The organism is Pseudoalteromonas sp. S1727, assembly GCF_005886375.1.
GTDB lineage: Bacteria > Pseudomonadota > Gammaproteobacteria > Enterobacterales > Alteromonadaceae > Pseudoalteromonas > Pseudoalteromonas haloplanktis.
Genome location: NZ_PNDT01000021.1, coordinates 91246 through 116845, shown reverse-complemented (window position 1 = coordinate 116845; position 25600 = coordinate 91246). Strand labels below are relative to the sequence as shown.

Below are 25600 nucleotides of genomic sequence, written 5' to 3'. Positions count from 1 at the left end.
TTTTATTAAAATAGCTATTAATTTTTATAAGTAGCTTTAATATAAGGGGATATTAGCTATATCGAATTTTATAAGTATTTATAACGAGTAAACGCACTGGGGAAAGTATGAATCAGGATGAATTAAACAGGGTAGAGCTTCCGGCAATAGCGCAGTTACAGCAACTGGGTTGGAAGTACATTAATGGATTAAACCTTTCTCCAGAGGCGGGGGTTAGGCCTTATAACCGTGATGTTGTACTTGTAGGGCTATTAAACGCGGCCATTAAGCGCATCAATCCGTGGATAAGCGATGAGAACTTAAAAAAAGTATCGCGTGAAGTTACTCACCCTTTTTTTGCTGGCTTAATGGAATATAACCATGCCTTTTACAAAACGTTAGTTAACTACCAATCAGTAGAGCAAGATTTAGGTAAAGGCCGTAAAGGACAAACCGTTAAAATTATTGATTTTGATAATATAGATAACAACGAGTTTATTTGTACTAATCAGTTTAAGGTTGAGGGTGTTAACCAAAATATAATCCCAGATATTGTGTGTTTTGTTAATGGTATTCCACTTGCAGTTATTGAGTGTAAATCACCTTATATAACAAGCCCTATGAGCGATGGGATTAACCAGTTAAGACGCTATGCTAACTTACGTCATCCAAATGATGACGAAGGTGCTGAAAAGTTATTTTGGTATAACCAACTTATGGTTTCTACCTGCCGAGACCAAGCTAAAGTAGGCACTATTAGCTCAAGCTCTCAACACTACGGTGACTGGAAAGATGCTTACCCGTTTACAGATAAAGAGCTTATTGTAGAAAATGGCACTGAAGGCGTTACAGCACAGCAGCGTTTATTAGCCGGCATGTTTAACAGAGAAGGCTTTTTAGACCTATTACAAAACTTTGTTATTTACGAAACAGTTGATGGCCGATTAATTAAAAAAGTAGCACGTTATCAGCAATACAGAGCTGTAAATAAGGTAATAGAGCGTCTTAAAAATGGCGAAACCCGTAGAGATAAATCGGGCGTAGTTTGGCATACGCAAGGCTCTGGTAAATCACTTACAATGGTTATGCTTGCGGTTAAAATGCGAAGAGACGCAGAGCTTCAGCAATATAAGCTTGTATTTGTTACTGATCGCACTCAATTAGACGAGCAGCTTTCATCTACGTTTAGAGACGCGCAAGGTGAAACGGTTTATAACGCTTCGTCTGTTACTAAATTAAGAGAGCTATTGAAAAAAGATTCATCTGATTTAGTAACTGCAATGGTACAAAAATTTCAGGAAGCTGAAAAAGAAGCTGCTAATGGCGACCCCGATAAAACATTTACAGATTTAAATACCAGCGAAAAAATTATTGTACTTGCCGATGAAGCGCACCGTACACAATTTGGTGGGCTAGCAATGGTAATTAATGCTGCTTTACCTAATGCACCTAAAATTGGCTTTACGGGAACACCCCTACTTAAAACTCAAAAAATGGGTCAAGCTTTTGGTGGGTATATTGACCAATATAAAATTAATGAAGCGGTTGAAGATGGCGCTACAGTAAGAATACTTTACGAAGGCAGAGAGGTAATTACTGATGTGTCGGGTAAGTCTCTCGATAAGCTTTTTGAAGAGTACTTTGGTGACTACACTAAAGAAGAACAACGCGAAATTAAGAAGAAATATGGTGTTGAGCGAGCTGTACGTGAAGCCCCTGCACGTATTCGATGGGTATGTATAGATTTACTAAAACATTACCGCGAGCATATCCAACCAGATGGCTTTAAAGCCATGATAGTAACCGGTAGCCGCCATGCCGCTGCGCTTTATAAAAAAACGTTAGATGAGTTAGGTGCTCCACCATCAGAAGTGATTATTTCAGGCGATCATAATGATGAAACTTACATATCGCAGTACACCGATAAAGTTAAACAAAAAAAAGCGATTGATAACTTTCCCAAGCCATTAAATGAAAACTCGACTGCGTTTTTAATTGTTAAAGACATGCTGTTAACGGGCTTTGACGCGCCAATTGCGCAAGTTATGTATATTGACCGCAAGCTACAAGACCATACTTTAATGCAGGCTATAGCGCGTGTTAACAGAACATATAAAGGCAAAACCTGTGGTTTTGTAGTTGATTACTATGGGCTTTCGCAGCATTTAACCGATGCGCTGGATATGTTTACCAGCGATGATGTAAACGGTACTTTTCAGTCATTAAAAGATGAAATTCCAAAGTTAAAAGCGGCCCATACTGTTGCTATGAGCTTTTTTAAAGGGGTACTTGTAAATGGCAAACCAAGTACTGACGTTGACGACTATGTACTGGTTTTAAAAGACGAAACAATAAGATCGCAGTTTGAAATGGCGTTTAAGCGTTTTGCTAAGCAGATGAACGTTATTTTACCCGATAAGGCAGCGTCTCCTTTTATTAAAGATTTAACCTTTTTAGGCAAAGTGCTGAATGCAGCAAGGGTACGCTACCGTGAGGAAGGACTCGATTTATCGGGCGTTGGCGAAAAGGTAAGGCAGCTAGTTGATGAGCACATTATTAGCACCGGTGTTGACCCTAAAATCCCCCCTGTGGATTTATTAGCTGCTAACTTTAAAGATAAACTTAAAGAAGTTAAATCAACCGAGTCAAAAGCTTCTGAGGTTGAAAGTGCCATTAAGCACCACATTACCGTAAACCTTGAAGAAGACCCTGAATACTATAAATCACTAAGCTTAAGGCTAAGAGATATTATTGTGAAAAATGCTGGCAACTGGGAACGCCAGTTAGAGCTGCTACTTGATATGGTTGATAACATTGAGAGCGAGCACCAAAAAGCAGCTCAGGATATTGGTTTATCAGAAACAGAATACGCTTTTTATAATATTTTAACCGCTGAAGTATCGCAGGTAGCAGAGAGTAAAGGTGGCTATGTTATTGATGAAACTGTGATGGAAGAAGTAAAAGCGACAACACAAAAATTGGTTAATACCTTTGATGAAGCGACTAAAATCGTTGATTTTTTCAATAAGCAGGATGAAGTAAAGCGAATGAAAAAAGAGATTAAACGCGCCATTATCGATCAATCATTCGGTGAGCCAAGTTTGGTTAAAGTAGTACAGGAGCGCTTTATGGAACTTGGAAAAACTAAGTTTGATAAGCGATAGTTTAGTTTTTAGTTATTAAGGATAATTTATATGTGGGCAGTAATTAAAGTAAGTAAAAGTGCGCTGTTTGAGATGATCATGGCTGCTTTTGAGGCTTATGCTGTAAAGCATGATGGTAAAGATATGGTTGCAATAGAAGTTCATGCTCAAGTTTGGGGAAAGATTAATAAAACACACCCGTTTAAGTGTTCTATAGAGCATGTTTCTGTTGATACTTCAGCAATACAAGAACGCGGAAGTGTGGAGCCAAACCCTTTGACATTGGAAATCAAAAAAGACATTGCTAGTGTTTTTGGTATGGGATATGAACATATAGGTACTTTTCATAGTCATCCATACTTAAAACACTGTGAAGTTGCTAACACCAACGAAATTAGAAAAAATAAGTTTTATAACTTCAGCAAAGGCGATCATGAGTGTGAGTTTGACGAGCCAACGATGAAAGTAGGTAATAAAAACTATTCCGTAGCTCTTGTCATGACTATTCATGCAGCAGAAAAATCTGATGACAGAAAAGACGGTCCTATAGATATAAATTTATTCGAATTTTCTTTAGGGAATGTAAAACTGTGGCTCAAGGCGCAAGTTTATCAACACATAGATACAGATAATTTGACGCATGAAGATAAATTAGCTTTTAATATGTATGGGCTAGATGTCGATGATCATATAGAAATAGAAAGTACTTTACCTATTCCAGTTGAAACACAATTAGATTGTGAGTTTCTAGAATGTTACGACTTCATATTAGAGGGATTTGGTCGATTAGATATAAGCTCTAAATTTTCTAAATATAGAAACAAAAAAATATCTGAAAAAAGGTTGTTACATAGTGAATAACAATGACTAAAGAGTTTATTGAATTTGATGATTTAATCGTTGAAATAAAAAGAAGTAATCGGGTTAAATCTGCAACTATTACAGTTGAAGAAAGCAGTGTATTAGTTGTAGTTCCTCGCTTATTAGAGTTAGAGCGTATAAAGAAATTACTTAAAAATAAAAGGCAGTGGATAAAAGAAAAAATAGCCCTCCACCATGAAGCTCAGCCTAAGAGCAATAAAGAGTTTGTTTCTGGCGAGTGTTTTTCATACCTTGGACGTAATTATCGATTAAAGGTAAATCAAGGCTATTACAAACCGGCTAAATTAATCAATGGCCGTTTCTGCGTGACCTTATTTGCAGGTACTGATAATGCTGATTTAATCAAAGATTCATTACTTGCTTGGTACGAAAAGCATGCTGATATTAAGTTTAACGAAAAAGTTAAACGTTACGCCGAGATAATGAATGTTAAGTTTAACTCTGTGAGTATAAAAAACTATAAGAGCCGCTGGGGAAGCTGTAGCGTTGAAGGTGATATTACCTTCAACTGGAAAGTAGTAATGGCTCCTAACCGGATCGTGGACTACGTAGTGGTGCATGAGCTTTGTCATTTAATACACCATGACCACTCTCCAAAGTTTTGGTGCGAAGTTGAGCGTTTTATGCCTGATTATTTAGAGTGCAAAGAGTGGTTGAAGCACAATGGGGCAAAGTTAGAGCTTTGACTTGTTGAAGTGGGATGACGCATAAGCACTACTCGAATATTTGCAAAGGTCAGTTTTTGAGGTTGGGTTTGCAGTTTTTAATATTAAAAGAAGAAAGTGGTGAGTCCCTTTGAATTTAATAGGTGGTGAACTTTATGATTTTAAATCACCAATTTTAGGCCTTGAGAGCTATCAATGAACTAGGTATTCAAGAAAAAAGGCTTTTACGACGCTTTAAAGGCACTCGCAGTAAAATACGACTTTGACTATCCGGAAGATAAGCTTATTGAACTCGCCCAAGCGGTAAAAGTTATCGTAGTCGACAAGGTGAGACTTGTAGATTGGAACCACAGAGACGATATTAAATAATCACTTAAAGTAGAGCTGATTTTAGTATTAGCTAAATTTAAATACCCACCAATCAGCCGCAATGAAGTGTACAAAGAAATATTTGAGCAAGCGCAGAGTTTTAAAGCGAATAAAGAGACGTAGAGCTTTATAACAGAAAGGAAAGTACTTTATGGCTAAGGCTGATTTTTAGTATTAAATTTTGTACCACGTAGTGTAAGAGCTGTGGAGATAAGTAATGTTGGAAAAAATAAAACCTTGGGTTTGCTCTTTTAGCGGCTGTGATGGTGGTAATCCCGAAGCTGATATTTGGCTGTGTGGTATAGAGTGGGGCTTAAAGCCAGCTGCTGCTAATGAATATTACGAACAACAGAAGTTACAGATGCAAGCAGGAGCTATACCTGTTAAAAAAACAGACTTTGACTGGAAAGATAGTATTAGTTACTCCTATGGAGTGAGGTTTGCTAAGCTTTATCAGGTTATCCAACAGCAGCCTATGGAGTCTTATCGTAATGTAGCGCAGTTATCAGGTAAGGAGTTGTTTAAGCTTAATTTATATCCTATCGCATTTAATTCTACTGCTGATGATTTATGGCATCAACATGGCTTTGATACAGTAACGGGGTTCGCTAGTAAGTACCTTTTTAATAGTTGGTGTTTTTTTAATCGATTCTCGTTTTATGTTGATCTTCGTAAACAGTACCAGCCAAAACTAATTATCTGCACAGGGGTAAATTACTTAAAAGATTTCTTAATGTTTTTTGCCGGTGCTGATGGTGTTCACTCGATTAAAAGTGAAATTATCACAGTAGATACAGGAGAAAAGCGTACTTTATATTGGAGCAAAATAGGTAAGAGTTTGCTAATTGTCGTGCCTTTTTTTAGTGGCCGTTGGGGTTTAAATAGTGATGATCTGCTGCATGCCTTTGGCAACAGAATTACGCAACTACAACATGAAACGGAAGAGTCTTAGTTCCTGTTTTTTAGATTTTTTAAAATATCGACATAGAGCTTCTATTTAAACCTCTTATATATTTCAGGTGTTTTCAATAATGAAGTGATTGTACGGAGCATTAACGCTGTTTTGATATTATCGAAGATCACTTGTTTGTGCAAAAGAATGTACTTTGAAAAAAGTATTTAGCCAATTTATTTAAATTAGTCTGATATTTAAAGATTATATTTCGTTTGAATGGAGTACTATTTTTAGCAAGTTTAAAAACAAATCTAAATTAAAGGGAACACAATGTTTAAGATTGACCGCTCGTCAAACAGTATTACACTGATAAAAAATAAAAGTTTTAAAGAGCTTGGCTTTACTGAGAGAAACCATTTACAAGAGTGGTTGGCAAATCATCCAAGTGCATTTGGTGAAGAGCTATTAATTATTCAAAAAGAGTTTGCCGGATTTGAAGATACCCGAGAACGTTTAGATTTATTGGCGCTGGACAAAGGTGGTAACTTAGTAATTATTGAGAATAAATTAGATGATAGTGGGCGTGATGTTGTGTGGCAGGCTATGAAATATGCTGCTTATTGCTCTACGTTAACAACAATACAAATTGTTTCTATCTTTAAAGATTATTTGAAAAGTGAAGGTGTGGATGCAGATGATGCTTCTAAGGTTATTTATGAGTTCTTGGATGAAAGTGAGGAATCAGAGGTAATTCTAAATGAAGGAATAAAGCAGCGAGTTATTTTAGTTGCAGCCAATTTTAGAAAGGAAGTGACGAGCACTGTTTTGTGGTTTAGAGAGCATAACTTAGATATAACATGCATTGAAGTTAAACCATATCAGCTTGGGGAGGAATTAGCGCTTAGTGTAAATAAAATAATTCCACTAAAAGAGACTGAAGATTATTTAATTTCTATGAGGGAAAAAGCCGAAAGTCAGGTGAAAGCAAAACAAAATGGTAACCGGCATACTAAAAGAATATCATTTTGGAATAAGCTCATGCCGCAACTTTTGGAGCAAAACTCTGAATCGTTTGTTAATATAAAAATACAGCCAAAGTCCTTAATAAACTCACGTTCTTTAGTTACTGGCCATAAGTTACAGCTAAATTTTAGCCGGGATCATGTAGCTGTAAGGCTTTTAATTAAGTTTAATGATTTTAAGACACAAGAAAAAGCATATGATCAATTATTTTTAAATAGGCAAAATATTGAAACTAGATTAGATTCTGACCTCCACTGGGTTGTTGGAAAAGATAATAGAGCGGCCGTTATTCAAGCTAAATATGAATGTGATGGATATGATGAGGAAAATTGGGATGATTATTGCCAATGGCTAATTAAAAAAGTAATTGCTTTCGAAACGGTTTTTACTCCAGAGCTATTTTCGAGCAAATAAGAAAAAGGTAAGTGTAGGTTAAAAATTATTACCGAACTAAATGAAGTCATTAAAATATGAAATTGACACAATTAGTAAAAAAGCAGCTAGGATGTTGAGCAAGCTCAGAATGAACATTACCCTAGAGGTAGTTTGTTTATTGACGGAATACTGCCAACTAACAACCTCGTAGTTATTTACTTGAGAAGTAGCTAAATATATCAATGAATTCACATCGCCATTTATCAATTTTAGAGCTTGTGCCAGTAGCGCCAAGCTCACTCTCGACTCAACAGCTACAGCAAAAACTGACTGAACGGGGCTTTGACCTTTCAACCCGCATGCTCCAACGTGATCTTCAATCACTCTATCAGCAAGGCTGCTTCGGTCTTGAAAAAGACACGCGTAGTAAACCATATGGCTGGTCTATCAATGCGCAGTGGCGTGGTGGTAATGCAAAAGTAATGAGCAGCGAAGTGGCTGAGCACTATTTATTGTTGGAGCAGTTACTACCGCAATCTGTCTCCAGTGATATTAAACAGTCCGTTAATATTAAAGCTGAGCAGGCTCTTAAACGTTTTAATGGCCATGTGCCTGATTGGCTTGCAACCCTGGCAAAGCCCTCCTTAAAAGTGAATATTGATACTCAGTTAGTGGCGCAAATTGAGCATGCGATTAAGCACAATCGTGCTGTGAGCGCTGAGCTTTATAGAGTGCTTTACGATGAGGCGCATTGGTTAAAGTTTGCTGAATTGAGTTTTTACAACTTAGTTGAGCAAGGCGGCGTTTTAATGGCCCAGTTTATGGTGGGGACGCTTCACGATAAGTGTTACCAGATGCCGGTTTACCGCATCCGCAATGTACACATTTTGCAAAAAACACGACGTGAGCCAAGCACTGAGCAGTTAAAGTCGTTACGCAGTGCTATTAATAAAGGTATGTCGCAAGAAGCGATTGAGTTAGTTGTGAAAGTGCACAGCCACTCGGCGGTTAATCAAGGGTTTATTGAGCTTGGCGAGCTGACTGACAAGCAACAGATTGACGATAAAAACGTATTACTTACATACCAGACTATTGATACCGAACAACTAAGCGATGAACTATTTAAATGTGCTCATTGGCTTGAAGTCATACAACCTGAGCGCATCAGGAAAAGAATCACCACAAAGCTTAAAGCGGCTGCTAGTAATTATCAATAACTCTAATTTAGGTGCGTCAATTTTTGACGCACCGGTTTGTTATGCTTCTTTTAAAAATAAAGGAGTGGTTATGTTTCAATTAATTGAGCAGCAAGATGGTTTATCTATTGGTGTATTTGGCATTGGAGGTTGTGGCTGTAATACGCTTAACAGTATTTTTGAACAGCGTGAGTCTGATCAGGCGCACTTGTACAGCGTTAATACCGACAAAGTGGTGCTTGAGCATACACAAAGTGATGAAGCTGTGCTTATAGGGGCTGAGTTAACTCATGGTTACGGTGCAGGAGCCGACCCAAAAGTTGGGCTGCAAGCCGCGGAAGAAAGTAAAGAGCAGCTTTTAACGCTTATTAATGGCTGCGATATAATTCTGTGTGCAACAGGGTTGGGTGGTGGTACTGGGACTGGCGCTAGCCCTTATATTGCACAACTTGCTAGTGAGCAAGGTAAGCCCATTATATTTGTTGCTACATTGCCATTTAGTAGTGAAGGGCAGTTTAGAAGCAATATAGCGCAAGCAGGTTTAAATGAGCTTAAAGAGCATGCTAATGCTGTTATTACTCTCCCAAACGATCAACTTATTGAAGTGCTAGGTAATGATATTGGCTTATTTGACGCCTTTAAGCATAGTAACCAAATACTCCACTCACTGATAAAATCACTCATCGATATGCTTTGCTATCAAGGCTTAATAAACGTTGATTTAAATGACTTTGCTAAAATTATGGATTGCCAGGGAGATGCTGTACTAGGGGTTGGTAAATGCAATGAAGAAAGCGAACTCACTGAGGCGCTTGATGGTGCACTCAATAATCCACTTGTTAACCAGGTGGATATGTCATCAAGTACCGGTGTAATTATACAGGTAAACTGTAAGGAAGAGATTTCACTAGGTAGTTATAACCTCATTACCGATACCGTACGCCAACAGGTTAGCCCAAATGCGTTGGTTATTTGTGGAGTCTCTAAAATTGAAAACTTAGCCAGCAATTATGAATTATTGATTATAGCGACAGGTGCAAGCGCTAAGATGATTGTTGAACCTTTTAATAAAGCGCCTAGTAGCGAAACCGAACAATCGCCAGCTGCGAGAGGCAAACCTCAACCCTCTGATATTTTTGACATCCCCGCGTTTATACGTAATCAAGCACCAGCTCCTTGTGAAAAATAACTATTATTATATAGCTTAAAGGGTTGTTAGTTATTGCTTTCAGAGTCTGAATACATTTTTCAGTGAGATAAACCTATGAATGTATATTTAGATGATGAAAGAGAAACACCAGCCGGTTGGTTACGAGCCTATTGGCCTGATGAAGTGGTTGCACTTTTGCAGAGCGGCAAAGTAAAACAGCTCAGCCTTGATCATGATTTAGGAAATGATAATAAAGGCACTGGCTATGACGTTTTACTTTGGATTGAGCGGGCAGTGTTTATTGATGGCTTTGTACCACCAACAATAGCCGTTCATTCAGCCAATAGCTCAGCACGAATTAAAATGGAATGCGCAATTGCACAAATTAATTTACTGGCTAGGCATCAATACTGAATGACACTACAAATAAGTCAAGCTCCAAAGTAGTCGTCACTAAGCCAAAAGCATCTGATATTTTTGATATTCCTGCTTTTATAAGAAATCAATCCACACCACCCAGTAAAAACTCTTTATAGGTTTGTAAATAACGACAACGCTGTATAGCAATATGTAAGCGCTACTCTAATATTTGCAAAGGACGGCGTTTTTTAAGCTTTTGGGTTTGCTGAACTATATTACCCAAGATAGTTGAATAAGCACTTACTGTGCTTTTGACTTTGGCGATGAATTTATTTGAATTATCTAATTTTAAAAATGATTTTTTAGTCGTTTTGTTTTTTAACTTAGCCTGTATTTTTACTTCTGTAAGTATTTCCTTCTCAAATAGGGAAAAGTTTTTATAAAGTGCCTTAATATCAGTGTTATATATTTTATTCGAGTGGTCATAATGTTTACTCATTGGATCGTGCTCTGAAACAGAGTGATGAAGCATTTTTTTAGACTCAATTTCAGCAATTGTTGATGACCCAATTTTTTTAGTTAGCACTTCTTTCATATGTGACTTTAAGAAGCTGCGAAGCAGTGTTGGAAATGCTCCGGCTGAGCCTTTTATATTTATATTATCTCGCGGGGCCGCCACCATGTTTTTTGGTGCATGATATTTAAGAGCTCGGTTTAAACTCTCTTTACTTATGGGGTTTGAGCCGTTTTTAACCTTGCAGAATAAATAGGTGCGATTTTTGTCTGGGTTTAATTTTAATTCTTGTTGTATCGCTTTTTTCATCTCGGGTGTGAGTTGTATTTTAAACTCTTTTTGGTTTTTCATAGCACCGCGAGTGGTATGGGTTGTTTCAGGAAACGTTAAAAATTTAGGATTATTTAAATCATCTATATACGACAGACGCAGATTACAAATATTTATGGGCCTTAGCCCAGTAAACATCATCAGTAGTACCGCATTTATTAATGTATTATTTTTAGCCGCTTTTAGGCCTATGTATAGCTGAGAAATTAGAGATATATCAGTATATGCCTTACAAGGAATAGGCTTCGCCGTTCGAGAAGATATATAATTATTGTCTATCTCTAGGAATGGATTAGTGCCGTTATTATATTTATTTTTTGCGAACACCCACAGCTTTTTCATCTGCTCGAATAACTTAGCCACATGCGGACCACTTTTCTCTGTTAGCAGTTGGTCAAGCGTTGCTTCTATTATCTTAGGCGTAATAGTTTGAAATAACGTATTTTTACCAAAGGCATTTTGAATTGCATTAAGGTAAGAGGTGTATGTTGTTACTGTGGTTTCAGCTAACTTGCTAGGGCTATGTTTATTAATTGCCTGTAAGTTTTCTATTTGTTTACTCACTACAAATTCGAATGTGTAATTAGAGGTGTTCTTTTTGTATATTTCGGCCGCTTTTAATTTTGCTGCTGAAAAACTCATATTATTAGAATCACCAAGCTTAGTGTTTTTTATGCCATCTGTTTTTTTAAAATGAGTAAAAAATTTAATGATGCCATCATGCTGGAATACAATTCTTATTTGATCTTTAAGCTGATACTTTGAAAGTCTTCTACCTTTTTCCTGCGATAATATAATAGTCGCAAGACTGGCTAGCTCTTCCATTGACTCGTCATTGTACGGTGGCTTAAATGCATTAAATTCAACAATGCAAAGGTCACGACTTTTAATCATGACCTCACATGGGTTTATTGAATTTAATACTGATGTTGCCATTAATACATAAGCCTTAAAAAAGTTAAAATCATCAAATAACTGATGAGGTATCGCTCTAATAAGGCAATGATATGAAATTAATTTTTTTTACAAAAACTTTGGTAAGTCGAAATTAAACTTTTTTTAATTATTTTTTGCTTTAGCTTCTTGGTCACTTAAATATCTCTCAACGACAGCTCTTCCTTCTTCGGTTAAAATCAAATCTTTTGCTACTCTGCCCGTATCACCAAGTGGCTGATTAATGAAGTTTACATAACTGCCTTTGTGAACTAAATGAGCTTTAATTCTATCTCTCAGGGCTTTCTTTTGGTTGTTTTCTTTAAGGTTTTTAGCTTGTTTACTCTGCATACCTGTAAGTCTGAGTTTTTGGCTTTCGAGTTCTTTGGCTCTTTTTAAAATACTAGCTTCATGAAGTTTAAAAACATTAAATTTTAACTTTGTTGAAGTGCCAAATAGCTCTTCAGATTTATCATAGTTTAAGCCGTTTGGATCGTCCTCTTTTCTTAGGTGATGAAGCGCGAGTCTTGTGAGTTCCTCTGCGTGTTTAAAATGATAGCCGTTGGCAACCATAATCGCTTTTGTGTTGGATTTAAAAAAACTTCGGCACATTGTGCAAAATGCACCCGCAGATCCTTTCATTACAATGTTTCTTTGGTCTCCTTTTACTGCATCAACAGGGGAGTAATCTTTGATGATTTTGTCCAGCGACCTTTTAGCAAATGGTTTGTTAAGATCGCGAGGCTGAAGAAATATATGATCAGGGTTACAGTTGGGTAATGCATTTTCCATCCAGGCTCTCTGCTCTAAAATAATGGCGCGCATGGCCTTGGTTAATGGCAGCTTATATTCTTTTTGGTTTTTCATTTCTCCACGAACCCCAACAACAGATGCCGGAAAGGTAATTAAGGTTGGGAAATCGATATTATTGAGCCAGCCCCACTTCATTTGTGGAATGTTGATAGGGCGTATGCCTGTTAATATCATAAATCGAGCAGCATTTTTTTGATGTACATTTGGGGTCGATGCTAGATTTATCCATAATTCAGCTATCGAATCTAAGTCTGTATAAACTTGGCAAGGGCGGGGGCTTTCTACACGGTCAGATACGTAAAAGTCATCGATATCAGCTGCTGGGTTTTTACCTGAGTTAAATTTGTTTTTGGCAAATCGCCATACTCTTCTAATTTGTGCAAAAAGTTCGATTGCTTGGTTATTGGACTCTGCCTTGATAATTATATCTACAATCTTTTCTAACTCTCCAGCTGTAAGAGACTGGAACGCTCTCTTAAGCGGAAAATGATGCCTGAGTTTTTTTATTCTGCATTGATATGTTCTGAGCGATGAAGCTGCAAATTTGGTAGGTGCGGTATTATGGCGCTCTATTAAGCTTTGTTCATATGCATCAAACACAGTTTTAATATTATGATTATTTAAAACGCCATATTTCATTTGTTCAGTGAGCTTACGCGCTTTTGCTATTGTTAATTCAGGTGCTTCACCTAACTTGGTATTAGCTATGCCAGATGATTTAGGGAAAGCTGAGTAAAAAGATACTGTTCCAGATAGGGTAAATATAAGACGAAGATTGTGTTGTGCCTCATATTTCGATAATCGCTTCGTATCTTGCTTCTTAACCTCTTGTTTTAATTTTTCTTTTTCCTCAAAAAAGATGATTTGAGAGGCCAAAATAACACAGCGGTTTATGTGCTGCATAGAAAATGGCGATTTAAGTTGCTTCCATTCTAGTTTAGCTTTCGTGTATTGAGCTTTGGTAAGCGTTGATAGTGATTTTTTCACTTTGATTAAACCTATATAAATAAAGGCCTTGCGGCGATTTTTATTGATTAAGATCAACAAAGCAACAGAGAAAGATAGGCATAATTCGCGGCTGTAATTTACACCCAAAGATAAAAATTTGTGTTACTAATTTGTGTTACGATTTAATGAAAAATAGCGGTTTTTTATTAAACTAGAACTGCATAAAAGTTAGCCTTTACACACCTTTGTTTTTACTTATCTTTTTGTTTTATAATGATATTAATTGAAAAGGCTAAAAAATGGCTTTACTCATAAATAGTAAATGCATTAACTGTGATATGTGCGACCCCGAGTGCCCAAATGAAGCCATTTATATGGGCGCTAAAACCTATCAAATCGATCCTGCCAAATGCACTGAATGCGTAGGCCACTACGATAAGCCTACCTGCGTGAGCGTGTGCCCTATTGATTGCATCAAGCCCGATCCAGTTCATCGCGAAAGCTTAGATGAACTGGCCGAGAAGTATGTGAGATTAACGAATTAAAGCGTCGCTTTGCAAGGTATAACTCCCTTTATTGTGGCTAATTCTAAATAGTGTAATCACGCTTTTTAGACATGCCGCCAATGCCAGCATTTAAGCTGTTAGTTGGGTCTAGACTGCGATAGTTCTCAGCCAACGCGGGTTTGGCATGATAATGATGCCCTACGTTATGCTCTGCTGGATATTGTGCACCGCGTTGTTCTAAAAGCTCAAGTAAAGCGGCTTTGATTGCTTTTGGATCTTCGCCTTTTTTAACTAAATAATCCTGATGAAAAACGTGACATAAAAAGTGACCGTAATAGAGTTTACCCATCAGTTTGTTGTTAATATTTGGCGGTAGCTTTTCAAACCATTGGTTATCGTTGCGTTTTAATGCAATATCTAGCGCGAGGATATCTTCGACTTCATGATGGTTTATTTTTGCATACTGTACTGCAGCTCCTGCTGCGGCAAAGCGCAGTAAATACGCTGCTTTTGCTTCTTGTTCGCTACACTGAAAAAAATTAATTTGATGGTCTTGTTGTACTTTTTTAAGCAGATCGAGTGTTTGCTGTTGCGCTTCACCTTTGACGGTCAAAATTAGTTGATGCTGATACAGTGTATTCCAGTGTTGCAGCTGGCTCGGTGTTTGGCTTGGAAATAATTTAACGATGCGATAAACCAATTTATCAACGGCATTTTTCGGTAGAAAAGGTAGTTTTTGGCAGACAGCATCGAGTTGGCGCTTAATATTAAAAAATTTAGGCAGCCAATTAGTACCAAGGTTCTTAATTAATAACACTGTATCACGCCCGTAGTTATCGGCTAGTTCAAAAATATCACGGTGCAAATACTCGGCATAAACAGGTAGGCTGCTGGCTTGCTCTAACATTATTTTACGTACTGCCTGTAGTGCGGCGGTAGACTGAGTGCCAAGGTAAAAAGTGAGCTCTTGTTCGTTTTTGGCAAAGGTGTCAACGCGTACAGCAAATACCGCAAGTTTGCCAGCGCAGCCACTTGCTTGGTGCAAGCGTCGTGGATCGGCGTTAAAGCGAGCAGGGGTATCGAGATCAGTTTTACGTACCCACTGTGCATACTCATGATCGGATGCTTGTTTGGTCGTGGTTTTTATATTTTGCTGACTATATTGCTTTGTTTGTAAGTTGGTGAGTATTTGCTCTGGTGTGTCGCCCAGTTCAATATCTAAATTATTAATTAAACTTAGGCTGCCATCACTGTTAACCTGTGCGTATAAAGCAAGCTCTGTGTAGGCTGGGCCACGTTCAACTAATGCTCCACCCGAGTTATTACACACCCCGCCGACTATAGATGCCCCTATACAGGACGAACCTATAACTGAATGCGGCACTCTGCCATATGGGGCCAGTGCTTTTTCTAATGAGAATAAACTGGCACCGGGTAAGGCAATAATTTGTTGCTGCTCGGCTAATACATGAATGTCGTTAATACGGCTGGTGTTAATAATCACGGTGTTGCGATCACACCCTTGAGTTGGCGTTGAACCTCCGGTTAACCCTGTGTTTGCGGCTTGCATGATAACGATGACATTTGCACTTACACAGGCTTGTAATGCGTGCCATTGTTGTAACAAAGTAGCGGGTTTTATAACCGCCAGCGCAGGGCCATGGCCTTCTCTAAATCCTTTTCTATAGGGGGCCGTAGCGCGACTACTTGTTAATACATAACGGCTGCCTACAATATTTTTTAAAGCATGAATAAGTGATGAGTGCGACATAATTAGTTAAGCGATGACTTTAGTGATGTATCGATATAGCGGCTTTTACGCAAATTGGTGCGTAGCTGCTCTTGCTCTAACACTTTACTTGCGTCAATATCGTTTAATGGTTTGTTGTCTTCACGGTTTAAATTGCCATCAGCCACCAGCGACAAATAACGTGAGCAACAGACACGTAAGAATGAGGTGAAATTACCAATATCGTGATCAGCATCAAGAGACTCAAGGTAGAGTTTTGTGATCATCTGATTGACGGTCATTTGATCGCGAAAGGCCACTTCTTCTAAAATATCCCAAAAAAACTCCTCTAAACGAATCGATGTAACAACACCATCTATCCGCAGTGATTTGGTACGGCAGGTCCATAAACGGCTGTCGGCATTAATAAAAAGTTGGCACATAGTTGACCTCTTGATGCTGTGGTTTAGATTATAGTAATGCCACAAATTGCTTAAGCATGGCAGGGTGTGCAGGCCATGCCGGCGCTGTCACTAGCTTGCCATCGGTAATGGCGCCATCCATTGGTAATTCAACGTACTCGGCACCCGCCATTTTTACTTCTGGTTGGCAAGCAGGGTAAGCAGATACTTTTTTACCTTCAATAACACCGGCGGCTGTTAGCAATTGCGGGCCGTGGCAAATAGAGGCTATAGGTTTACCTGCTGTGGCAAAGTGCTTAATGATTTCGATCACTTTTGCGTTTAAGCGTAAATACTCCGGAGCTCGGCCTCCTGGCAAATATAAAGCATCGTAATCTGCGGCATTAATATCGGCAAATGTCGCATTGAGTGCAAAATTATGACCGCGTTTTTCAGTATAGGTTTGGTCGCCTTCAAAATCATGAATAGAGGTGGCAATCATATCGCCCGCTTTTTTATCTGGACAGACAGCATCTACTTCATGCCCCATTGCCAGTAATGCTTGAAACGGCACCATGTTTTCATAGTCTTCTACAAAGTCACCGGTGATCATTAGTACTTTAGCCATGTTTAGCTCCTTGTATTGAGTGTGAGCATGTATTTAAGTGCTACTTTGTACAGTGCTTAAATACATGGAGTATTTAGTAGAACATAACGAAGGATTGAATGGGTAATATAGGAATACTACAGCACCTTGTTATAGTAGTTTAAAAGTTGGGAGCTCGTCACAATTGATTTTAGTGGTAGATTAGCCTACTATCTCAGCAACTTTGTGTTATGAGGCTCAATATTTTGCGCATTACGCCGCCCTAGGTTTCCCCCTCTCTAAATTGCCATGCTCAATAGTGGCTATCAATTGCTGTTCTTAGTAGGTGCTTTTTCGCGCCACAAAAAATATTAAAACATCATAATTCAACTTTACATTAGATACTTTACTTAGATATTGCAGTGTTGGGTTTGTGGTTTATCAAATTACATAAAATCAATCATGTTTTTACTTTAGGTTAAACGATTTACCTATCAAAGCAGATGTGACTCTGCGGGTGAACTTTTAACTGCCATGAGTTGATAACACATAAAACAAGGTTTTCTATGTTCGAAAAATTTAAACTCGAATGGTTTTCTAATATCCGTGGGGATTTACTTGCGGGTATTGTGGTTGCATTAGCGTTAATACCTGAGGCTATCGCGTTTTCTATTATTGCCGGTGTTGATCCTAAAGTGGGTTTGTATGCCTCGTTTTGTATTGCGGTGATTATCGCCATAGTGGGCGGCAGGCCTGGGATGATCTCAGCGGCAACCGGTGCGATGGCCTTATTAATGGTGACCTTAGTAAAAGATCATGGCCTTGAATACTTACTGGCTGCAACGCTATTGACCGGGGTAATTCAAATTATTGCCGGTTTTATAAAGCTTGGTAGCTTAATGCGTTTTGTATCGCGCTCTGTGGTAACTGGGTTCGTAAATGCTTTGGCTATATTAATATTTATGGCGCAATTACCTGAGCTTACCAACGTGACTTGGCATGTCTATGCCATGACAGCTGCGGGTTTAGGGATCATTTATTTATTCCCTTACTTACCAGTGATTGGTAAATCAATACCTTCTCCATTGGTGTGTATTGTGACACTTACCGTATTTGCGATGTTTATGGGCATGGATATTCGCACTGTTGGCGATATGGGCGAGTTACCTGATACATTGCCAATTTTCTTATGGCCAGATGTACCGTTAAACCTTGAAACATTGGTGATTATACTGCCTTATTCAATTGGTTTGGCTGTGGTTGGTTTATTAGAGTCGATGATGACAGCAACCATTGTTGATGACTTAACTGATACGCCGAGTGACAAAAACCAAGAATGTAAAGGCCAAGGTGTCGCTAATATTGGCGCTGGTTTAATGGGGGGTATGGCAGGTTGTGCCATGATTGGTCAATCTATCATTAATGTTAAATCGGGTGGGCGAGGACGCTTATCGTGTTTTACTGCCGGTGTATTTTTATTGTTTATGGTGGTGTTTTTAGATCAATGGCTAAAACAAATTCCTATGGCTGCATTAGTGGCGGTGATGATCATGGTATCAATTGGTACCTTTTCGTGGAGCTCAATACGGGATCTAAAAACCAACCCACTGTCGAGTAATCTTGTCATGATAGTAACGGTTGCTGTTGTTGTGGCAACTCATAACTTAGCTATAGGTGTATTTGTTGGGGTGCTAATGTCAGCATTATTCTTTGCTAACAAAATTGGCCGCTTTATGGTGGTGCAAACTCAGAAAAATGATAAACAACGTACCTATAATGTAATCGGTCAGGTGTTTTTTGCATCGAGTGAGCAATTTATTGCCACGTTTGATTTTAAAGAAGTCGTCGATAAAGTGGTGATTGATTTAAGCCATGCGCACTTTTGGGATATCACGGCGGTGACCTCGTTAGATAAAGTGGTGATCAAGTTTAGACGTGAAGGCGCTGAAGTTGAAATAATCGGCATGAGTGAGGCGACCGCCACTATGGTTGACAAATTTGCAGTTCATAACGATCCAGAGCAAGTAGAAAAACTAATGGCTGGCCATTAAGGAGTTAAATATGAAAAACGTAATTACCTGTATTGATGGCTCAAACTACACAGAATCTGTGTGTAATGCGGGCATTTGGGCGGCAGATAAGCTGGCTAAGCCATTGCTATTTTTACACGCTATTGAGAAAGACCAAAAAGCACATTATGAAAACCTCAGTGGTGCAATTGGCTTTGGCGCTCGTTCAGCACTACTTGAAAAAATGACGGAACTTGATGAGCAACAGAGCAAACTTGCGCTGCAATTAGGCAAAGAGTTACTTGAGCATGCTACACAAAGAGCGGTTGCACAAGGCCATGAGCTGGTCGAAAGCACGCAGCGCCATGGCACCATTACAGATGCCATTTGTGACTTGGAAGCGGATGCTCGATTAATCGTACTTGGCCGTTGTGGGCAAGGTCATAGTGCATCGTTCAAAGCACTGGGTTCACACATTGAGCAGATTATTCGTCAAGTTCATACGCCGGTGTTAATTACCAATCAAGACTTTATCCAGCCGCAAAATTTTTTGCTCTGTTATGACGCTAGAGAGATTGCCGACAAAGCTGTACAACGGATTATTGAAGGCGGATTACTGCAAGGCTTAAAGTGTCATTTAGTGACGGTTAAAAATAATGTCAGCGACCAGCAAAGTAAGTTTAAAGCGGCTGAAGCATTGTTAGTCGAGCATGGCTTTGAGGTTGAAGCGAGTTATCTAACAGGCAATATTTTTGATTCACTGATGGCTTATAAACAAAACCATGCAGTTGATATGGTGGTGATGGGGGCGTTTGCACATTCTAAATTTAGGCAAGTGCTACTGGGTAGTAATACCATGAAGATGATTGAAAATACCCAGCTCCCACTAATAGTGCTACGTTAAGCTGATAAGCCTCTGGCCTCATTAGTTTAATGCTGCTGAGGTTATGTTATTCTTACTCATACCTCAATTTTTTGAATGATTTTTATGAGTCTACTTTTCTCCCTTGCCTTGGCAAGTTTACCTACCTTACCAGAGCCTGTTGCGAATAATGCAGTCGCAAAAGTTGTCGTTGATGAGCAACCGTATTTTTTAAGTTTTATGGGCTTAGGTGTAAATAAAGATCACCACAGCGTGCATAACAAAGTGTGGGCGTTAAAGCTGGGTGATAAACAATGGCAGGCAAAATCACCTGTGCCCAGTAGTTTACAACCCAAAGGGCGTTTAGCCAGTACGGCTGTGGGACTTGGTGAATATGCCTACGTGTTCGGTGGCTATACGGTAAGTAGTGATCACACAGAAATATCCAGCCCAGATGTCTATCGTTATGATTTAAAAAATGACCGCTATACTCAACTTGCCAATATGCCGGTACCAGTGGATGACAGTGTGGCATTGAGCTACCAACAGCGCTATATCTATTTGGTCAGTGGCTGGCATAACGATGGCAATGTAAATTTAGTACAAGTGTACGACACGCAAAAAGATACATGGCAGCAAGCTTCGCCATTTTTAGGTGAGCCGGTATTTGGCCAAGCCGCAGCAATTAGCGGTAATACGATTGTGGTGTGTGATGGTGTAAAAACCCAAGCGAATGCTGATAAACGCCGCTCTTTTGCCGCGGTTGCGCAATGTTTAAAAGGCACGATTGATGAGAGTAACCCATTAAAAATTGATTGGCGCACTTTACCACATCCCACAGGGACAGCCCATTATCGTATGGCAGCCACCAGCTTTAACGACGCTATCTATATTCAAGCAGGCTCAAATAATCCCTATAACTACAATGGCATGGGCTATAACGGCAAAGCTGCCCCCGCGAGTAACCATGTCTGGTGCTTTGATATAGCAAGTAATAGCTGGCAAATACTTACACCGCTCACAATTGCGAGCATGGATCACCGTGGTTTACTTGAATATCAGGGGAGCTTATACCGCATTGGCGGCATGGATAATAAGCAGCAAGTAAGTAATAAAGTGCTTGGTTATAAAATACAAAACGCTGCAAAGTAGCAGCGTTTTGGGTTGTTAACTTTCCTTTAAAATTTTACGCTGTAATCGAGAGTGTAGCTACGCCCGCGTGCTTTATGATCATAAAGTGCAGCGGGTCCGTAGCTTGGGCTATAGAAATAAATAGCCCGTTTACCCCATTGTGTTGTGTATGTTTCATCTAATAAGTTAGTAATGGCAAAGTTGACCGTGCCTACTGACAATGGGTAATTAAAAATTAAGTCTAGTTCAGTGTACCCATCAATTTGGCGATCTTCGTTATTAACGTTGAACTCGCTGGCATCATCGCTTAAATCAAACATTGATTTTGACTGTAAACGAGCTTTTAAAGTATCACCTTGCCATGCTACATAGCTGGTGAGTTTTGATGAACTGGCTTTAGTGACATCAATTTTAGCCCATTCACCTTGAGTTGTTTTACTCTGTCCGCGGACTAAATGGCTACTCATACCGATTCGAAATGCAGCATTAAAATCATAATCAATCTGACCTTCAATACCTTGAGTACGCAGTGGGCTTTCTTTTACATCTATAAGTAATGTTTTGCTATTCGTAACAATTGTTTGATCAGATTGGCTTTGGTACACAGACAATTGTGCGGATAGATTTTCATTATTATAACGCCAACCAAATTCGTTAGAGTCGGTTTTTATTCCTTTGAGGCGTGAATTACCAATGCTGACCGTTGAACCGTCTTGTAAAGCTAGGTGGCCATTCTCATCTGCGGGTAAGTATTTACCTTTGCCGTAGTATTTGGCAACATTTGGCAGTTCAAATGCTTGTGCAAAGTTAGTCCATACTTGTTGATTATCAGTGACATCAAACACAGCACCAAAATTAAACAGGGTTACATCATAATCGGTTGAGCCACCTAAAATAGCATCAGCTGATTGAGCTTTGTTTTGGGCTACTTTAGTGGCGGCACTGCCGGACACAAAGTCTGATACGGTATTGTTCAAATTCTGCTGCCGCACACCGGCAGATAACGAAAGACGCTCAATAACTTGCCAGCTTAGTTGTGCAAAAAATGCTTTACTGTCTACTTCAAAACCAGGGTAACGGTCGACACTAAATAACGACTGGATATTTAGGCCGCCACTGGCTTGCGCAATTATAGGATCATAGTAGGTTTGCATCGCATCAAACTCTTCACTGTCGTAGTCAAAACCATAAGCGAGATCAACCGATTGCCATTTTTTGTTTAGTACAAATTTAAAGCCGTATGCGTCGGTACTTTGCTCTGAACTGGAAAAACTAGCGACTGCATTTTGTGTTGCATTTAGTCGAGGGCGCGGGTAAAAATCAAAATATTCAGAGCGCATGAAGGCTTGAATATTTAAGTTTTGGCCCATAAATGCTCGGTGCTGATAATCTATATTAAATAAGTTACGCTTAGTTTGTGGGGTATGCTCAGATTCAAGTCCGGTACGAATACCCACATCACTCATATCACCAAATAATGAGCCTGAATTATCGCCAAAATATAAGCCATGTTCGCCATCGCTTTCATTATTATAGTATTGACCTAAAAACGAAATCGACTGCTGATCATTGATCATCAGTGTACTTGAAGCCATCAAATCTAAAGAGCGCGTATATTGCAGCCCTGATTGTGTAGTGTCCATCATGATCGGTTCACCGTTGCCATCATACATAGCGTTCACTTGGCTATAGGCTAACGAGATGCGTCCTTTTGAGCGTTGATTTTCCCAGCTGGTGGCAGCTGCTAACTTGCTATCTAAATCGTCATGGCCAGCAAAACCCGATTTAATACCTACATTTAGCTCGGTAGTACCATCACCTTGTTTTGTAATAATGTTAATAACGCCACCAATACTTCCACCGCCATAAATTGCGGTAGAGCCAGAGATAACTTCAATGCGTGCAATATTAAAAGGGTCGATTGAGTCTAAATGACGACTTAAACCCCTAGATGAATTTAATGATACGCCGTCAATCATCACCATCATAGGGCGGCCACGCATGTTTTGAGAATAATTAGTGCGACTTTGGCTTCCTAAATCTAGGCTAGGAATTAACTGCGCTAACGCATTTTTAAAATCAACACCGGCATTAATTTGCGTTTCAATTTGCTCTAAATCTACTAACCAGACCGTACCGGCAATATCGCTAATGGCAGTTTGCGTTCTGTTTGCCGTTACAACCACACGTTCAATACCTTCATCAGTATGTTGGTTGGCAATTGCGTACGGACTAAATATTAAAGGGCTGATGCAACTGGTGATAACGAGGGACAAAAGCGTTTTTTTCATGCTACTTCCTAGTAAAAATGAGCGGGAATACTTTTTTGGGTACAATTTCAGATGAATGGTAATGGTTTTTAATATTATTATCAAATGAAGTTGATAAATTACTCAAAACTAATAATATCGTTTCATCTAGTGGGCTTTTTACGCTAGTTTATTGAACAAGATTATGATTTTAATAAGCAATAATAATGAACACTCTATATATCACTGGTGCTGGGGTAAGTGCTGCCAGTGGCATTCCTACTTTTCGTGGCGAAGATGGTTATTGGACTATCGGCAGTAAAAATTATACGCCCATGGAAATGGCCACTCGCGCAATGTATGAAAATAATCCAAAAGAATTTTTAGCGTGGTATTACCATCGCTTTGCTACTTATCGCAATCATGGCCCTAACGAAGTGCATCATTGGCTGAGTGATAAAAACTTAATCACGCAAAATATTGATGGTCTAGACGGTAAAGCAGGGAATACTAATTACATTGCTATTCATGGCCGGCTTGATCAAATGACGTTGTTTCATCATCAGGGCGATGATGTCACACCACAAACGACCCCTTGGGATAACGTAGACGAAAGCCGTTTACATGATTCGTTGTTTGAATTGTTTAAAATTGAAAACCACCAGCCGGTACTCAACCAATCGTTAAAGCCTTTTGTGCTGTTATTTGATGAATATTATACTGAGCTTTACCGTATTAGCGAAGCGCAGCAGCGTATGGTAGATGCCGATAAAATTGTATTTATGGGCACCTCGTTTAGCGTCAATATCACTCAAATGGCACTGGAGATTGCACGCAGTTATGACATTCCTATCGAAGTGGTTGATCCTGAGCCTGCGCACATTATGCATCCTAATGTGAGCTATAAAAAAATGACCGCATTAGAGTACATCCAAGTAAAGGGCTAGTGTTGTTTTACTTTCGCTTGTGTTGCATTGAGCCGCAACCCCAGTGGATCAGTAACAAACTCAGCAATACCTGAGTTATTTAACTCTAAAATAGCTTTAGGTGCTTGCTGAAAAGGTTGCCAATTTATTAAGCCTGGGCCATTTGGGTTACCGGTTTTGATAAAGTTAGTCACATAGCGGTGCATGGTTTTACCTGCTTGTTTATCTTGTTCAGTGGTAACGTGACCATACTTAGTTACTACCGTATTAAAAAAGTAAGGGATTTCGCTGGCGTGGGCTGCTCCTTTTACATTTAGCGTTTGCGCCACATATGCGAACCGATAAAGATATGCATTTTGGCCACTTTTACTAAAGCGTTGTGCAGTAAAACGGGCTGGCTCTTGCATTAGCTTATCTTGGCCAACCTGGTAATTTAGCTGTGCCAGCGGTTTATTATTTTCAGGATCATAGGCTACCTGGGCTTGTTTGGCATTATCAGCAAAACTGTCGAATAAAGCCTGTTTAGAAGCAAAATTTGCATTACCAATATCATGGCTGGTAGTACCGACCATTAATGGCACTTTGCTAAACTGACCATTGAGTAAGTTTTCGCTGTTGGTGCTCGTAATGAGTGTACCGTCTAGAATAGGCCCACCAGAGTAAGTTACAAGCGAATCATTCTCTTGTTTTAAAGTACTTAAGTTTAAATTACCAACAATAGCCTGAGCAGGCAGTTCACGCAGGGCTTTTAGGCTGCTTTGATCACTGCCAGTAATTTGATGTTGGGCGGCAAAATTAATCCCCACTTGCTCTGCGGATAAGACTTGTTGATTATCACTGTGCAGTGGTAATAGGTTAAATAACTCTCGACCACCGCCCGACATAACAATAGCCTTATTAAATAACCCTTGCGAACCCGGTGCTTGCAGCATAGCGTGTACTGACTTACCACCGGCGGATTCGCCCATAATAGTTACTTGGTTTGGATCACCGCCAAACTCAGCAATGTTATTTTTAACCCATTTTAAAGCAGCTATTTGGTCCATAATCGCATAATTACCGAGTGCATCATTTTCAAAAGTACTCAGTGCTGGGTGTGCAAAAAAACCAAATCGACCTAAACGGTAATTAAAACTAACAAACACCACGCCTTGTTTAGCAAAACTGTCACCACTATAAACCTCAGCAGAAGCACCGCCGTTAACGAAACCACCGCCATAAAACCATACGACTACAGGGTAGCCCGCTTCACTTTGTTTAGCCGGTCTTATTACATTTAAATACAAGCAATCTTCCGCAGGTAGTGTGGCTAGAGGGGCGGCATCGTCTACAAAGGGTTTTTGCATACAGTCAGGTGCATAGTGATCGACTTGCTTAATACCTTGCCATTTGGGCACAGGTTGCGGGGAGCGCCAGCGATAATCGCCTACAGGGGGAGCTGCGTAAGGTATACCTTTAAAAGTAATAATTTTACCAGACTCACTTCCTTGTACTGTACCGCCCGTTACCTTAGCTGTCGTACTTGAGGGGGCTTTAGAGCAACCTTGTAAAGTCAGGGCTGCAAGCGTAAAACAAGTGAGAAAAGCAAGTGTTCGTCGTGAGCGCAGTCGCATGGTTAACCTCTGT

General features: G+C 39.3%; 20 protein-coding genes and 1 pseudogene. 14 read left to right on the top strand and 7 right to left on the bottom strand.

Annotated features, from left to right (window positions below; genetic code table 11):
* Positions 1-107: 107 nt before the first annotated feature.
* The 9 genes and pseudogenes from CWB85_RS07020 (at position 108) to CWB85_RS06980 (ending at position 10091) form a co-directional block, all read left to right on the top strand.
* Positions 108-3143 (top strand): type I restriction endonuclease subunit R, encoded by a 3036-nt coding sequence (locus CWB85_RS07020; protein ID WP_138554508.1) that lies wholly within the window; start codon positions 108-110, stop codon positions 3141-3143.
* Positions 3144-3173: 30 nt separating this feature from the next.
* Positions 3174-3983: a hypothetical protein gene (locus CWB85_RS07015; RefSeq protein ID WP_138554507.1), complete on the top strand. Its 810-nt coding sequence runs from the start codon at positions 3174-3176 to the stop codon at positions 3981-3983.
* 2 nt (positions 3984-3985) lie between these two features.
* Positions 3986-4690, top strand: a complete 705-nt coding sequence (locus CWB85_RS07010) for a M48 family metallopeptidase (protein WP_138554506.1) — start codon at positions 3986-3988, stop codon at positions 4688-4690.
* A gap of 207 nt (positions 4691-4897) precedes the next feature.
* A pseudogene (locus CWB85_RS22995) lies at positions 4898-5161 on the top strand (type I restriction enzyme endonuclease domain-containing protein); the annotation flags it as partial.
* Between the two features lie 94 nt (positions 5162-5255).
* Complete coding sequence (locus tag CWB85_RS07000) at positions 5256-5990, top strand: hypothetical protein (RefSeq protein WP_138554505.1); 735 nt, start codon at positions 5256-5258, stop codon at positions 5988-5990.
* A gap of 273 nt (positions 5991-6263) precedes the next feature.
* Positions 6264-7370: a DUF4268 domain-containing protein gene (locus tag CWB85_RS06995; RefSeq protein ID WP_138554504.1), complete on the top strand. Its 1107-nt coding sequence runs from the start codon at positions 6264-6266 to the stop codon at positions 7368-7370.
* Positions 7371-7573: 203 nt separating this feature from the next.
* Positions 7574-8548, top strand: a complete 975-nt coding sequence (locus tag CWB85_RS06990; RefSeq protein ID WP_249314802.1) for a helix-turn-helix transcriptional regulator — start codon at positions 7574-7576, stop codon at positions 8546-8548.
* 70 nt (positions 8549-8618) lie between these two features.
* Positions 8619-9716, top strand: a complete 1098-nt coding sequence (locus tag CWB85_RS06985) for a cell division protein FtsZ (RefSeq protein WP_138554503.1) — start codon at positions 8619-8621, stop codon at positions 9714-9716.
* Positions 9717-9791: 75 nt separating this feature from the next.
* On the top strand, positions 9792-10091 hold the full coding sequence (locus CWB85_RS06980; RefSeq protein WP_138554502.1) for a cyclic-phosphate processing receiver domain-containing protein: 300 nt from the start codon (positions 9792-9794) through the stop codon (positions 10089-10091).
* A gap of 163 nt (positions 10092-10254) precedes the next feature.
* On the opposite strand, the gene CWB85_RS06970 is transcribed toward CWB85_RS06980, so the two are convergent.
* Together CWB85_RS06970 and CWB85_RS06965 are read right to left on the bottom strand one after the other, a co-directional pair.
* Positions 10255-11817, bottom strand: coding sequence for a tyrosine-type recombinase/integrase (locus tag CWB85_RS06970; RefSeq protein WP_138554501.1), 1563 nt, complete (start codon positions 11815-11817; stop codon positions 10255-10257).
* 123 nt (positions 11818-11940) lie between these two features.
* Positions 11941-13614 (bottom strand): tyrosine-type recombinase/integrase, encoded by a 1674-nt coding sequence (locus CWB85_RS06965; RefSeq protein ID WP_138554500.1) that lies wholly within the window; start codon positions 13612-13614, stop codon positions 11941-11943.
* Positions 13615-13874: 260 nt separating this feature from the next.
* Between CWB85_RS06965 and CWB85_RS06960 the strand changes: the two genes are divergently transcribed.
* The gene (locus CWB85_RS06960) at positions 13875-14120 is read left to right on the top strand and encodes a YfhL family 4Fe-4S dicluster ferredoxin (protein ID WP_138554499.1); all 246 of its coding nucleotides are present in this window, start codon (positions 13875-13877) and stop codon (positions 14118-14120) included.
* A gap of 43 nt (positions 14121-14163) precedes the next feature.
* On the opposite strand, the gene dld is transcribed toward CWB85_RS06960, so the two are convergent.
* Genes dld through CWB85_RS06945 form a run of 3 tightly spaced genes read right to left on the bottom strand, consistent with a single transcriptional unit; the run spans position 14164 to position 16839 of the window.
* On the bottom strand, positions 14164-15852 hold the full coding sequence (dld, locus tag CWB85_RS06955) for a D-lactate dehydrogenase (protein WP_138554498.1): 1689 nt from the start codon (positions 15850-15852) through the stop codon (positions 14164-14166).
* A gap of 2 nt (positions 15853-15854) precedes the next feature.
* Positions 15855-16253 (bottom strand): ribbon-helix-helix domain-containing protein, encoded by a 399-nt coding sequence (locus tag CWB85_RS06950; protein WP_016707150.1) that lies wholly within the window; start codon positions 16251-16253, stop codon positions 15855-15857.
* A 28-nt stretch (positions 16254-16281) separates the two neighbouring features.
* Positions 16282-16839: a DJ-1/PfpI family protein gene (locus CWB85_RS06945; protein ID WP_016707149.1), complete on the bottom strand. Its 558-nt coding sequence runs from the start codon at positions 16837-16839 to the stop codon at positions 16282-16284.
* Positions 16840-17363: 524 nt separating this feature from the next.
* On the opposite strand from CWB85_RS06945, the gene CWB85_RS06940 reads away from it, so the two are divergent.
* From CWB85_RS06940 to CWB85_RS06930, 3 genes are all read left to right on the top strand, one after another.
* Positions 17364-18848, top strand: coding sequence for a SulP family inorganic anion transporter (locus tag CWB85_RS06940; RefSeq protein WP_138554497.1), 1485 nt, complete (start codon positions 17364-17366; stop codon positions 18846-18848).
* A gap of 10 nt (positions 18849-18858) precedes the next feature.
* A complete protein-coding gene (locus CWB85_RS06935; protein WP_138554496.1) occupies positions 18859-19710 on the top strand; it encodes a universal stress protein in 852 nt (283 codons plus the stop codon).
* Positions 19711-19794: 84 nt separating this feature from the next.
* Entirely contained in the window at positions 19795-20820 is a 1026-nt protein-coding gene (locus CWB85_RS06930; RefSeq protein ID WP_138554495.1) for a Kelch repeat-containing protein, read from the top strand.
* Between the two features lie 26 nt (positions 20821-20846).
* Here the strand turns inward: CWB85_RS06930 and CWB85_RS06925 are convergent, their stop codons facing one another.
* On the bottom strand, positions 20847-23090 hold the full coding sequence (locus CWB85_RS06925; protein WP_138554494.1) for a TonB-dependent receptor: 2244 nt from the start codon (positions 23088-23090) through the stop codon (positions 20847-20849).
* 185 nt (positions 23091-23275) lie between these two features.
* Between CWB85_RS06925 and CWB85_RS06920 the strand changes: the two genes are divergently transcribed.
* Positions 23276-23995: an SIR2 family NAD-dependent protein deacylase gene (locus tag CWB85_RS06920; protein ID WP_016707144.1), complete on the top strand. Its 720-nt coding sequence runs from the start codon at positions 23276-23278 to the stop codon at positions 23993-23995.
* On the opposite strand, the gene CWB85_RS06915 is transcribed toward CWB85_RS06920, so the two are convergent.
* Positions 23992-25587 carry a carboxylesterase/lipase family protein gene (locus CWB85_RS06915; RefSeq protein WP_138554493.1) on the bottom strand — a complete coding sequence of 532 codons (1596 nt, stop codon included), beginning with the start codon at positions 25585-25587 and terminating at the stop codon, positions 23992-23994. The two genes, CWB85_RS06920 and CWB85_RS06915, sit on opposite strands and share 4 nt — an antisense overlap.
* Positions 25588-25600 lie beyond the last annotated feature (13 nt).